Source organism: Paenibacillus nuruki, from assembly GCF_001721045.1.
GTDB lineage: Bacteria > Bacillota > Bacilli > Paenibacillales > Paenibacillaceae > Saccharibacillus > Saccharibacillus nuruki.
The window spans coordinates 52832-67412 of the sequence record NZ_MDER01000032.1; the positions used below are offsets into that span (position 1 = coordinate 52832).

Consider the following 14581-nt stretch of genomic DNA (forward strand, 5'->3'; position numbering starts at 1 on the left):
ATTAGGCATAATTCGTACGTTTGGTTTTACTTAAGGATGAAGCACATCTACAAAGCGAGGTTGAATTAGATGATGAAATGGATCAAACAATCTTTATTTTCGATGACAAAGCTTAGATTATATAGTGTGTTGCTAAGCCTTATGATATTGATGATTGGACTGATAAGTTATGGAGTTTATCGTGGAGGATTATCATCGTTATGGGGTGATGGACAGAGTACAATATCCTCTACGGATTCATCTGCTCCCGAGTCTATTTCAATATCATTTTGGACTCCTTTTAGTGGGGGCGATATTTCATTTATGAATGAATTGGTACAACGGTACAATCGAGAGAATACTGATCATATTGTAGTTACGATGAAAAATAATAAATCAGATGATTACTATACCAAATTATCGACAGCGATCGTGACCGAAGAAGCGCCAGATGTAGCGATTGTACATGCATCTATGTTCGCTCAGTATATCCCCGCAGGATTTATACAAAATATAGATAAATTCGCTGCAAAAGCGCAAGTACATTTTACAGACTTTAATCCATCAATTCTTGCAAGAACGATGGTCAATGAACAACATTATGCAATTCCACTGGATACTCATTTTAGCATATTGTATTACAACAAAAAGTGGTTAGCCAAAGCAGGCTTATATCAAGATGGTAAAGTACAGATGCAACCCGGAGAACAAGGATTTGTAGACTTTTTGCAGAAATTACAACAGCATATCCCACAAGATGTTGCTCCTCTAGCTGTACCCAATGTACGTATTGATTCGTTGTGGTTATGGTGGTCATTGTATGCTCAGATCGATGGAGGAGGACAATTATATACTTCGGATGGCACACGTGCTTCTGTAAATATGCCTGCCGCTAAGAAATCGCTAGAATTAGTCACTTCACTGTATGATCAACAATTGATTCCGCCGAATATCAATGATGCTTCTAATGAATTTGCACAGGGGAAAGCAGCTTTACTTTTTCTAGGCGTATGGTCTATCGGTTCGTTTGAAAAAGTACCTGATTTGGATTTTGGGGTCATGCCTTTTCCACAAATCTATGATCATGCTGGATCATGGGGTGATGCGCATACACTTGCTTTTCCAACCCATCATGAACAAGATCCTCAAAAAGTACTTGCGGCGATTAAATTTGCCAACTGGTTAGCCCGGAATGGAGCCATATGGGGAGAAGCAGGGCATGTACCTGCTGTTCAAGCCGAAGCTTTATCACCTGCATATTTGTCGCTTCCATTTCGTAAAGAGTATGTTGCAGAAGCCAATCATGTCGAATATTTCCCCAGTCATCCGAAGCAAATTATGATGAGTGATGCGCTGATTAATGAATTGGAGAAAATCTGGTACGGCAAGCAAAGTGTTGATCAAATGTTAAATCATTTAGAGCCGTTAATTAACCAGATTTTGAAGGAGTAAGGGATGCAGATACCTATAAAACATTGGATTCGTCGCTGGAAAAATATGCGGTTGGTCACAAGGCTGATTATTATGAATATCACACTGATTTCGATTCCGTTAGTCATCTCTTCATGGATATCGAGTATTGGCTATTCCGATTCTATTCAAAACAATGCCGGGCAATATCAAGCGGATGTAGTGCGTGAATTTACATCGAATCTAGATGCTTATATGAATGAGTTGGTTTTATTATCTATTTTGCCGTATCAATCTCCAGAAATGATGGAGTATCTTGAGCATGATAAGCAAGATCAAGTGATCGATCGATATGAAGATCGTCTACTATTAGAACGTTTTGTACGACGGATTCGGGTCAATGGACGTGTAGATATTGCAGGGGTGGCTTTGTTTACCAATCATACGCATTCGTCTTATGTAGAATTGCCTGATAGTCCCGGTCGATTTGCAGAGTCAGGAGATCGAGAACGATTATTACCTGTAAATACAGCATTATCCGGTAAAGGATATTTTGTCGCTCCTCATGCGGTATTGTCTGATAATGGAACTGTATATCAAGTGTTTTCAATTGCGCGTAAGATTCGTAGTCTGGATGATGGTCAAGAATTAGGTACACTGGTGATCGATGTTCCTGCTGAAGCACTCACAGATCGAATTACTCATCTTGCCGGTTCTCCGACCTCATTATTTGCCATGATGGATCAGCATAAGAAATTGATTTATAAAAGCCCGTCTTTTCCTGTAGAAGATGCTACTTTGCAACAGTATGGAGGAGAAGGCACATTAACGATAGATAGTGGGCGACAATCCGTGTTGCTTACATATCAGACATCGCCTGTCACGCATTGGACGGTTCTTCAAGCAGTGCCTGTCGCTGTCTTGGTACAGGATGCCCGGCAGGTAAATCGGCAAATGATCTGGTTAGGCGGTATCTGTCTCATTATATCGGTAATTGTGTCGATTTTTCATGCGATGCGAATCACAAGACCGCTTAGTGTATTACGCGATTCAATGAAACTTGTAGAACGGGGAGAATTCGATATTGCTTTGCCAGTACATCAGACCGATGAGATCGGACATTTAAGTCGAACGTTTAATATTATGGTGTCTCGTCTAGGGTCATTAACCTATCGGTTATACGAAACAGAGATTCGAGAAAAAAATGCACAGATTGCTTCACTGCAAAGTCAGATCAATCCTCATTTTCTCTACAATACACTGGGTTCTATCAGTATGTACGCTGAACTCGAAGGCAATCGTGAAGTGGTGCAGATGACCAATCATCTGAGTGCTCTGCTTCGGTATAGTATCGGAAGCGATCATAGTGAAGTTACGATTGAACAGGAGCTAGAGCATGTACGAGGATATCTGTCGATTCAGCGTATCCGATATGATGAGCGATTATCGTATACCATTCATGCAGAACCATTATTGCTACAACATCCGATAATTCGTTTAACGTTACAACCGCTTGTAGAAAATGCAATTATTCACGGCTTAGAACGAGGTCGTGGAGATATTTATATTCATATAGAAGTGCATAGACAGAATAAACAGATTCAGATTGATGTGATCGACAATGGACCAGGTATGGAAAACGAATGGATTGAAGAACAACATCACCATATGGAAGCAGGGATATTGCCAGAAGGGCCGGGAGGTCATGGATTGGTTAATGTTCATCGCAGAATCGCACTCAAATATGGTAATGAGTATGGCATTACGTTGCACAATCGGGATAAAGGAGGGTTACAAGTGATCGTGACTATGCCTATCGTTGAGGTTGAGCATATAGAGGAGTTGAAGAAAGGAGATACTGATCATGTATAACGTATTAGTCGTTGATGATGAAATGATTTTTCGTAAAGGAATCACCCATTTGATTCATGAATCTAATCTAGAATGGACAGTGATCGGTGAAGCGCGTGATGGACTGGAAGCACTGGAAATGATTCAGGATCAACGCCCTCATTTAGTAATCACCGATATACGGATGCCTCGTATGGATGGTATCCAGCTTCAAGCCACAGTAGCAGAACAGTATCCATCTATTCGCTGTATTGTGCTCAGTGGACATAATGATTTTGAATATGCACGTCATTCGATTCGCAGTGGAGCCAGAGATTATTTACTTAAGCCTGTTAATAAACAAGAACTGTACACCGCTTTGGGCAAAGTAGAAGCAGAGTTAACCAAAGAAAATGAATCGCAATCGTTAGCAGAGCATATTCCTAGTCAGCAAGTGATCCGACAACAAATATTAAGCAGTCTGATTCATGGCAATAGTGCTTATGATGAAGGCGAATTATTGGATCAAGCGAATATTTCTTTTCCCCATACCGGTATATATTGTCTGATTGTTCAATTGGATCGAGATTCTGTCACAGAACAACGGTATCAACAGAATGATCCTGAACTGTTCTTTTTGTATATTCAACAATTTGTCCGTGAGATCATATTGGAGCCTTTGCAAGGGTACACATTTATCGATCATCATCAAGTGGTTGCACTCATTAATAGTGATCACAGTGAACAGACAGCCCGGCAGATTAGATCATTGTCAGGACAATTAATTCGTAGCATTAAACGTATATCCCAGATGACGGTGACGATAGGTATCGGTGGTGGTGTGGCTGATCTCGAATCGGTACCCCAATCCTATCGTGAAGCAGAGACAGCTCTGCTCTATCGTTTGATTTCGGGTGGAGATCAAGTACTTGTCTATGAATCTTCCACAACAAATACAATGCCATTATCAAGATTAGAAGCAGCAGACCGACATTTTTTGGAACAATTATTAGCAGAAGAAAATGGACAAGAATTAACAAAGCAAGTCCAAGCTTTTATCGAACGATTATGCCGTCAGATTAGTAATCCTGAAGTGATCCAACAACAGATCTGCAAAATATTATTAGAGTGTTATGAGATTGCTTTGGATTATAACGTACTCAATGAATGGCTAAATAAGCAGGATATGGGTGGGATATTACAAAATGTACTACTGATCAATGAACGCCAGCAACTTGCCCGTTATTGTGGAGATTTATTGTATTCGCTCTATGAGCTGATTCAGCGTAAAGAAGGGCATGTGATCCACGCTGTAGATCAGGTAGTACGTTATCTGGAAGAACATTATGCTGAACCGATCACCCTCAGTCTAATGGCAGAAAAAGTCTATTTAAATGCTTCTTATCTCAGCAGTCTGTTCAAAAATAGATTAGGGCATTCATTTGTCGAAGTATTGACTGATATTCGAATTCGAGAAGCGATCAAGCGATTAATCCATAGTGATGAGAAGATTGCGACGATTGCTTATGATACAGGGTTTGTAAATATTCGGCATTTCAATAGAGTATTCAAAACAGAAACAGGTACTACACCCAAACAGTATCGGGACAGTCGTCGTCATTATCAACATCCGGTGTAATGAAGTAGCCACTATCTCATCATCGCTTGAACGCAATATGCGCATACAGGCAACAGACCTAAATATATGTCTATACCATCGAAAAAAGCGTCATGGTTCCTTCTTGAAGAATACATTAAGATTTGAAATGTAAGCGTTATCTAAAAACGCACATTTTTCATTATTCGACAAGGGGGTTCTATTGATGAGAAAAACAAAATGGTTGCAAGCCGGTTCTATACTACTGGTTGCTATGTTTATTCTGTCGGCTTGTGCTGGAGGTAGTGCACCTGCTAGTAGTACTGAAAGTGGCAAAACAGGTGGTAAAACACAAATCTCATTCTGGACACCATTTAGTGGTGGAGATGGAGAATTTATGGCGGCAATGGTAGCCAAGTTTAATGAGGAGAACCCAGATATTCAAGTGGAACAGCTAAGTAATCGCTCGGAAGATTACTATACCAAGCTACAGACATCGTTAGCTTCGGATCAAGCGCCTGATCTAGCGGTATTGCATTCCTCACGTATGCCACAATTTGTACCAGCGGGTTATGTGACCCCACTAGATGATCTAGCAGCAGGTTCCAAAGTGGACTGGGATGCATTCAATCCTACGATTTTAGAATCGACGATTTACGATGGTAAACATTATTCGATTCCACTGGATACTCATGCGATCGTCATGTATTACAACAAGACATATCTGGAAAAAGCAGGGGTACTGAAAGACGGCAAACCTGTATTCGATCCATCACCAGAAGGATTTACCGCATTTTTAACTAAAATTAAAGATGCAGTTCCAGCAGATGTGGCTCCACTTGCACAACCAAGCGTGCGTATAGATGCGTACTGGATGTTCTGGGGCTTCTATAATCAGTTAACTGGTGGAGGGAAGTTCTATGATGCAAATGGCAAAGCAGAACTTAACAATCCACAAGCCAAACAAGCATTAGAATACGTGAATAGCTTGTATACATCCAAATTAATTCCACCGAATGTAAATGATGCGGTTAAATTATTTCAAGATCAGCGAGCAGCCGTACTCATCACAGGGGTATGGAGTACCGGATCATTTGAAAATATTAAAGATTTGGACTTTGCGGTAGTACCGATGCCACAAATCTACGATCAACCGGCAACATGGGGCGATTCGCATACATTAGCTTTGCCGAAGCACAGTCAAGAAGATCCAGCGAAACAGCAAGCTGCATTGACGTTTGCCAATTGGCTTGCAGAACATGGGGACATGTGGGCAAAAGCAGGGCATATTCCAAGTGTGACCAAAGTATTGGATTCTCAAGAGTTCAAAGACATGCCATATCGTAGTGATTATGCGCAATCGGCTGACTTTGTCAAATACTGGCCTCGTAATGAAAAACAAGGACAGGTTAACGACAATATTGTCAAAGAGTTCGAAAAAATGTTAGCAGGTCAACAAGATCCAGCGACCACTTTAGAAAAAGCAGATGCTTCTACCAACAAGATTACTGGAAAATAAAGATAGGATCATCACAAAAGAAGCGGAGCGACATAGACATCAAACCGCTTCTTTTGTCTGATCTAGCTGAAGAAAGGAGTCTCATCTATGGGCACCAAATCCTTATCACACCAAGGGTGGATCACAGGCATATTGATGATTTTGCCATATACGATTTTCTTTGCTCTTTTTTCTTTATTTCCGATTTTGTACGGTCTGCGCATCAGTTTTTATGACTGGTCTTTGCTAGGAGATAAAGTTTTTGTAGGCTTTGAGAATTATACCAACCTTATCCAAGACGAAGAATTTCGTAGCAACCTATTGCATACGATCGTATTTACATTGATTAGTGTGCCGTTGGTTAGCGGAATTGGCTTATTATTAGCGATTCTTGTTCACAGTATACGTCGGGGGCAGTCTTTTTTTCGGATCTCTGTTTTTATGCCGTATGTGTTATCTGTTTCTGTTATTTCTAGCATTTGGGTGATTTTTTTACAGCCGTACACCGGCTTATTTAATCAGATTTTACGTGGATTAGGTTTAATCCATGAAGAGATTTTCTGGTTATCGGAACCGACTTTAGCATGGGCGGCTATTATTATGTCTACTGTATGGTGGACAGTAGGATTTGTTTTTATTTTATTTCTAGCAGGGCTTCAAGATATTCCAGCATCCTTTTATGAAGCAGGGCAGATCGAAGGAGCGAATCGCTGGCAGACATTCTGGTATATCACATTACCATCATTATCACGGATTACGATACTTGTGATTGTGCTTCAGACGATTGCTTCGTTCAAAATATTCGGTCAATCCAAATTGATCACAGGCGGAGGACCCGCAGGAGCCACCAAAACCGTCGTGTTTTCGATTTATGAAAATGGATTTCAGACGTTCCAGATGGGATATGCGTCTGCGATTGCATTTGTACTTATGCTGGTGATTCTAGTGATCTCTTTAATACAGACTTTTGTTTTACGTAGATTGGAATCTTAGAAAGGAGCGAATGTAGAATGATGGATCGGATCTATTATTATTTTATTCGCATTGTAGCTGTAGCGTTAGCGATCTTTTTTCTTATTCCTGTGATCTGGATGTTGGCTTTATCGTTTACGCCAGAAGGGCAAAGTGTATTTGCTAATGGTTTTCAGCTTTCATTTGTCAATTATCAGAAAGTACTGAGTCAGGCTCCGATCTTCGGGTGGATGGGTAACAGTCTGATGGTGTCTGTGATTACTACAGTACTGGTACTGATCTTATCGTCGATGGCGGCATACGCATTTTCTCGTATTCAATTTCCAGGTAGCAAATTTATGTTTCTGTTGTTTTTATCTGGACTCATGATTCCAGCAGAAGCGACATTGATTCCATTGTATCTGTTTATGCGTGATTGGGGTCTACTGGGAACACGAACTTCGTTGATTTTACCAGCAGTGGCAGGGCCGATGGGGATTTTTATTCTGAAGCAGTTTTTTGATGGATTACCGAAAGACCTTGAAGAAGCCGCACGAATTGATGGAGCAGGTTTTTTCAAAGTCTGGTATAGCATCTTTTTACCTTTGTCTCGTCCTGCGTTAGCCGCATTAGGTATTTTTAGCTTTATTGGAGCATGGAACGATTATGTATGGCCACTGATCTCGATCTCGGACAAAGCCTATATGACGATTACATTAGGATTACCGATGTTCCAGAGTTCGTATGTCCAGCAATATGCGCTTCCTATGACAGCTAATGCGTTAGCCGCTGTTCCAGTCTTGATTGTATTTCTTATTTTCCAGAAACAGATTATTAAAGGGATTGCATTTACAGGCGGGAAAGAATTATAACCACTAAGCTGAACATCAATAGCCGGATCAATCATACAGACATGTATACTTTTAAAGGAGGAATTATGATGGTGAATACAATAACTCGTTCTGAATATCCTAGACCTCAATTCCAGCGAGCAGACTGGATCAATCTCAATGGAACATGGGAATTTGCTTTTGACGATAAACGTGTAGGCGATCAGGAGAAATGGCATCTTGATCAGCAAGCGGTATTCGATCAGAAGATTCAAGTTCCGTTTACTTTTCAAAGTGAGTTGAGTGGAATAGGAGATACTGGATTTCATGATCTGGTCTGGTATCGTAAATCGATTCAGATCCCGTCCGATTGGCAAAATAAACGTACGATTTTACATTTTGGAGCGGTCGATTATACAGCTACAGTCTGGGTAAATGGCAAATGGGCAGCTTTTCATGAAGGGGGGCATACTCCTTTTCAAGCGGATATTACAGAATTGCTAGAAGAAGAGCACAATCAGATTATTTTGCGGGTAGAAGATTTTAGTCAAGATGTGACATTGCCACGGGGGAAGCAATACTGGAAAGAAGATTCAGCAAGTATTTTCTATACCCGTACGACAGGCATCTGGCAGACGGTATGGTTAGAAGCAGTAGACCCTGCTCATATTAGCAAAGCTAAATTTACAGCCGATATTGATCGAAATGAAGTCAGAGTACGCTTATTTTATTCTCCATCTACAGTTCAAAAAGGAATGCGTACACGATTAACCATTTCTTTTGAAGGCGAATTGGTAGCACAGGATGAATTTGTAGTGACTCATCATGAACATACCCGCTCGATCGGTCTGCATGATTTTAACGATCATGAATTAGGGCGTTGGTGGTCACCAGAAAAGCCACATTTATACGATATTCGATTAGAATTGATGGAGCAGGATAACGTAGTAGATGCGGTAGAATCATACTTTGGGATGCGTAAGATTTCGATTGAAAATGGAAAGTTACATCTGAATAATCGACCTTATTTTCTACGTCTGGTACTGGATCAAGGATATTTCCCGGATGGCATTTTAACCGCACCATCGGATGAAGCTTTTATTCAAGATATTGAGTTGACGCAAGCGATGGGCTTCAATGGGGTACGTAAGCATCAGAAAATGGAAGATCCACGATTCTTATACTGGTGTGATCGCAAAGGATTACTGGTATGGGGAGAAGCGGCAAATGCTTACAATTATTCAGAAGAATATGTACGCCGATTCACGCAAGAATGGCAAGAAGTGATTGAACGGGATTACAATCATCCATCCATTGTCGTCTGGGTTCCTATGAATGAAAGTTGGGGCATTCCTAATGTCAAAAATGATCAGCGTCAACAACAGCATGGACTGGCTCTCTATCATCTCACCAAGTCACTGGATGATACACGTCCTGTTATTTATAATGATGGCTGGGAAATGATGGACACCGATCTGGTAGCGATTCATGATTATGCATGGCAAGAAGAAGTGTTGAATGAACGTTATGCTTCGATTGAAAAGGCTGTACATAGTCTGCCAGGGAATCGAGAGATTTTTGTAGGGGGAGCGACTTATCAAGGGCAACCGATTCTGATTACAGAGTTCGGCGGAATCGCTTATAAAAAAAGTGAATGGGAAGGCTGGGGATACTCGGGCGCAGACAATGATGAAGATTATCTACAGCGCTTAGCCGCAGTGATTCGTCCGCTACATCGTTCTCCGATTGTTCAAGGATTCTGTTATACCCAGTTGACCGATGTCGAACAGGAGATTAACGGTCTGGTTACGTATGATCGTAAGCCCAAGGTGCCACTAGAAGATATTCGACGTATCGTTATGAATCAATCTTAAGATCTACCTATACCAAGTGCTGTTTGCTATCTTTTGACTGCTCAAGTCAGATAGTGAACAGCACTTTTTGTACATAGTTAAAAACATATTCTGTTCATCTAAAGATTGTCATAACCCCTAAACTATCCTATACTACAAAGTTGTTACTTTATAATAAGTGTACACAGTCAAATCATACTGGATTCAACCCGATAAAGGAGGAATAGTGTTGTCGGATAAAATAGACCTACCTTCTTCTCGTCATAGACGTGCAAAAGATCATTCGACAGAAGAGCTTGCCCGCCGTCTTATCGATCTATCCGGTGGTCCTGATAATATGGTAGAAGTCATTCACTGTACGACTCGTATTCGGCTCAAATTAAAAAATTACGATCAAATCGATGAAGCAGGACTTCGCCAGATCAAAGAAGTGCAAAATATAAACAAACTGCCCGGACAACTACAGATTATTGTAGGTCCTGAGCTTGTCTATAAGTTACATCGCAAAATCAATCTATGGCTTCAACAGCATGAACAAACAGCATTAAAACCTTCTATTTTAGAGTCTAAAGAATCTGAACTGCAAGCTGAACCATCAATGCCATCACCAGATCAGGATCAAAGGTCAGGCATTATGCAGCGTATTATACAGGTAGCGACTATCTTTTCAGATATTCTAATCCCGATCTTACCGCTCTTTATTGCAGCCGGTATCTTATTAGGTCTGGTCACGATTCTGCAATCTTCTGACTGGGTGACAGAGGGTGCAGTCTGGTTCCGATTGCTTCAGTTATTAACAAGTTCTGCTTTTCAAATTATTAGCGTACTGTTCGGTTATCATGCAGTAAGACGATTTGGAGGTACACCTGCGATCGGGGCTGTACTTGGGATTGCAATGTCTCAACCTGATCTAGCGATACTAATAGGTTCTTATGATACGACGGTACAAAATATAGATACGATGGTTACCCCTCAATTCAGCTATCAAGGTGCAATGATGCCGATTATTCTGGCAGCACTGATTATGGCTTGGATAGAAAAAGGAATACGCCGTATACTACCGGCATCAGCATCTACACTTCTTGCTCCAGCCATCAGTCTGATTATCGGTGGGACGCTGGCTATTCTTTTGATTAGTCCGGTCGCGATATGGCTGGGAGAATGGATAGGTCAAGAGTTAGAATATCTCTTTATCTATGGAGGTACATTTTTTGGATTTATTCTGGGCGGCATCTATAGCACGATTGTATTAACAGGACTGCATCAAGGGATACAAGCGCTTGAGGTTGCTTTGATCGCTGACCCTCGTGTAGGCGTTAATTTCTTACTACCGATCTGGTCGATGGCAAATATGGCGCAGGGTGGGGCAGGTCTAGCCGTCTATTTGACTACTCGCAATAACGAATTACGAAAAGTAGCTCTTTCAGGATCGATTACTGCTTTTTTAGGAATAACAGAACCGATTGCTCTCGGGGTTAACCTCAAGTTAGGTCGTCCTTTTTTGAGTGCAGCCATTGGTGGGGCAGTAGGCGGAGCTTATGTCGGCTTTCATCATGTGATCGCTAGCTCATTTGGCTTAACAGGAATACCGATGCTTGTCTATATTATTCCGTTTGGCGAAATGAACTTTATCCATTATATGATTGGATTTCTACTCTCAGCTGGTATAGCTTTTATGACGACTCTATTGCTCGGTGCAGAAAAGCCAGCTTTTCGATATCATATTTCAAACATTGTTCGTAAATTCACAGGAGGACGTTATGAAAATTAAAAAGATTCTCAATAATAATGCGGTGGTCGTGGATGATCACGGGCAGGAAAAGATCGCTATGGGCGGTGGGATTTCTTTTGAAAAAGGCAAAAATGATATTGTAGATAAACAGCGTATTGAGAAGTTATTTATTCTAGAAGATCAGGAACGGTATGGTTATCTACAAGAGATGCTTCAGACGTTACCGGAAGAAGAGATCGCTGTATCTGAAAGTATTATTTCTTATGCTGAACAAGAGTTACAGATTTCTTTTAATGAACATATTCATATTGCACTAACCGATCATTTGTCATTTGCTCTTGAGCGTCTACGGAGTGGGCTGATTATCCACAATACGCTTTTGGAAGAGATTCGCTTATTGTATCCTGCCGAGTTCCAGATCGGTCTTCATGCCAAGCAATTGATTACCGAGCGCTTGCAGATTGACATTCCTGAAGATGAAGTAGGATATATTGCGATGCATATTCATACTGCACGGATGAACGTAGGAGCTCAAGACACAGCAGCAGGTATGGCGGCAATTATGAAAGACATGGTCAAAGATATTGAATATATGTTAAATCAATCTTTAGATCGCAAGTCAGCAGACTATGAACGATTAATGAGCCAACTCAAAAGTATTCTTCAAGAATATCAAAAAGATCAGCCCGGAAGCGAACTGAATCAAGAGCTTATTCAGATTGCTGTAGAGAAATATAAAACAGTATATGAACAGGTAGAAGAGATGGCAGCGAATATGGAAGATGAATATGGTTATCTATTTACAGAGAGTCAATGCGTGTTAATTACTATCGAAGTGAATCGCTTGCTCGAAAGACTGGGTCATCATTCCCGTTAATCCAGCTTAATCCGTATCGAATATAATGATAAAGTAGATCAATCATGCGATTTTAATAGAGAATAACAAGAAAAATAAAGCTGGTTCAAGTCTATATACCTGATTCGATAGGTTATGATATTTATTCAAAATCAAATTAGATCTAGGTATAAAGTATGTATATCGAATGACATATTACAAAAATGTAAACTTTGAAACAGTGAAAATAAGACTAAAATTTATGAAAATGAATGAAAAATTACAGAATTATCCTTTTGTGTCGCTTTTCCAAATTGATTCGTTCAGTCTATAGTGTCTTTACGATTTGCCCTATAGAATAAATGTCAGCAACAGCATATTCGGGTGTGTTACTGGTAAAGCAGGCAAGACCTAAAAACTCCGTGAGGAATCCGGGCGACAGGTGTCGTTCGTTCTTCAGAGGAATTTTTAGGTCTTTTTTGTGCGCCAAAACAGCCACAATTTGAAATTAGAGAGGAAGAACACAATGAAAATCAAGAATTTCTCAAGAAAAACAGCTGTTATGATGATGGCAGCAACGATGTTAACAGGAGGAACTTCTGTTTTTGCAAGTGGATCAGAATCCGATTACGGTAATGGGACACAGCCAACTCCACCAACACCTGTTGTAGAAACACCTGCATCTGTTTTTAACGATACTTACGGATTTACACATCTTACGCGCTTTGATGCATTGAAAATAGCTAATCAGCAAACAGAGTCTCGCTATAAAGTTCCACAATTTGATGTATCCAAAATTCGCAATATTCCTTCTGCTGTAGGAAAAGATGCAAATGGCAATACGATTGATCTCGATGTATGGGATACTTGGCCATTACAAAATGCAGACGGTACAGTAGCCAACTATAATGGATATGAAGTTGTTTTTGGACTTGCAGGTGATCCTAAAGTATCCTCAGATACTTTTATCTATCTGTTCTATAAAAAAGCAGGCGATCAATCATTAGATGCTTGGAAAAATGCAGGTCGTGTATTTAAAGATAGCGACAAAATGGTACCTAACGATACAATTTTAAATAATCAATCCGAAGAATGGTCAGGTTCAGCAACAATGACTAAAGACGGCAAAGTTCGCTTATTCTATACGAACCGTCAGCCATGGGATGTCGATAAAGGATTTTTCGGTAAACAAACACTAACAACAGCTCAAATTAATGTGTCTGAACCTTCTAATGGAACACTTCAAGTCAACGGTGTCGAAGACCTCAAATCTATTTTTGATGGTGATGGTAAAATGTATCAAACGGTGGATCAAGCATTCCGTGCAGGTGATTACTCCGATAACCATACATTAAGAGATCCGCATTATGTAGAAGATCATGGACGCAAATATCTAGTATTTGAAGCCAATACAGGTTCTGAGACTGGTTATCAAGGTCAATCGATGTTCTCCAACAAAGCGTATTATGGTGGAGATGACGATTTCTTCAAATCTGAATACCAGAAAGTAATGAACAACCCGAGTCGTAATTATATGACAATTGCGAATGGGGCATTGGGTATTATTGAATTGAACAACGACTATTCATTGAAAAAAGTGATGAAGCCACTTATTGCGTCCAACACAGTGACCGATGAGATTGAACGTGCCAATATTTTTGAAATGAATGGCAAATGGTATCTATTCACAGATACACGCGGTGCTAAAATGTTTGTCGATGGTGTGGATTCCGAAGATATCTACATGCTTGGATATGTAGCGGATTCAATTGATGGACCTTACAAACCGCTTAACGGTAGTGGGCTTGTATTGCATCAAGATCTGAACAAACGCGATATTACATGGAACTATGCTCACTTTGCGATTCCACAAGTAAAAGGTAATAAAGTTGTAATCACAAGCTACATGACCAACAGAGGATTCTATACTGATCATCATTCTACATTTGCACCAAGCTTTGAAGTAGAAATCGATGGTAGTGAAACCAAAGTTGTTCCTAATAGCATTTTGGAACAAGGTCAGATTACTTCTAATCAATAAGTTTAATGAATAAGTTTTTAATCTA

Annotated in this window: 10 protein-coding genes; all 10 read left to right on the forward strand. The window is 40.2% G+C overall.

The window, feature by feature from the left end; translation table 11 throughout:
- The first annotated feature begins 150 nt into the window (after positions 1-150).
- The 10 genes from PTI45_RS07410 (at position 151) to PTI45_RS07455 (ending at position 14556) form a co-directional block, all read left to right on the forward strand.
- Positions 151-1431 (forward strand): extracellular solute-binding protein, encoded by a 1281-nt coding sequence (locus PTI45_RS07410; RefSeq protein WP_245703449.1) that lies wholly within the window; start codon positions 151-153, stop codon positions 1429-1431.
- Positions 1432-1434: 3 nt separating this feature from the next.
- Positions 1435-3261: a cache domain-containing sensor histidine kinase gene (locus tag PTI45_RS07415; protein WP_069326926.1), complete on the forward strand. Its 1827-nt coding sequence runs from the start codon at positions 1435-1437 to the stop codon at positions 3259-3261.
- A complete protein-coding gene (locus tag PTI45_RS07420) occupies positions 3254-4858 on the forward strand; it encodes a response regulator (RefSeq protein WP_069326927.1) in 1605 nt (534 codons plus the stop codon). The genes PTI45_RS07415 and PTI45_RS07420 overlap by 8 nt, the downstream gene beginning before the upstream one ends.
- A gap of 184 nt (positions 4859-5042) precedes the next feature.
- Positions 5043-6335, forward strand: a complete 1293-nt coding sequence (locus PTI45_RS07425) for an ABC transporter substrate-binding protein (RefSeq protein ID WP_069326928.1) — start codon at positions 5043-5045, stop codon at positions 6333-6335.
- Between the two features lie 87 nt (positions 6336-6422).
- Entirely contained in the window at positions 6423-7307 is an 885-nt protein-coding gene (locus PTI45_RS07430; RefSeq protein ID WP_069326929.1) for a carbohydrate ABC transporter permease, read from the forward strand.
- A gap of 17 nt (positions 7308-7324) precedes the next feature.
- Positions 7325-8137 carry a carbohydrate ABC transporter permease gene (locus PTI45_RS07435; protein ID WP_069326930.1) on the forward strand — a complete coding sequence of 271 codons (813 nt, stop codon included), beginning with the start codon at positions 7325-7327 and terminating at the stop codon, positions 8135-8137.
- A gap of 68 nt (positions 8138-8205) precedes the next feature.
- A complete protein-coding gene (locus PTI45_RS07440) occupies positions 8206-9969 on the forward strand; it encodes a glycoside hydrolase family 2 protein (RefSeq protein ID WP_139129225.1) in 1764 nt (587 codons plus the stop codon).
- 208 nt (positions 9970-10177) lie between these two features.
- Positions 10178-11719, forward strand: a complete 1542-nt coding sequence (locus tag PTI45_RS07445; RefSeq protein ID WP_083243405.1) for a PTS transporter subunit EIIC — start codon at positions 10178-10180, stop codon at positions 11717-11719.
- Positions 11709-12557 (forward strand): PRD domain-containing protein, encoded by an 849-nt coding sequence (locus PTI45_RS07450; protein WP_069326932.1) that lies wholly within the window; start codon positions 11709-11711, stop codon positions 12555-12557. The genes PTI45_RS07445 and PTI45_RS07450 overlap by 11 nt, the downstream gene beginning before the upstream one ends.
- A 484-nt stretch (positions 12558-13041) precedes the next feature.
- Positions 13042-14556: a glycoside hydrolase family 68 protein gene (locus tag PTI45_RS07455; RefSeq protein ID WP_069326933.1), complete on the forward strand. Its 1515-nt coding sequence runs from the start codon at positions 13042-13044 to the stop codon at positions 14554-14556.
- Positions 14557-14581: the final 25 nt, after the last annotated feature.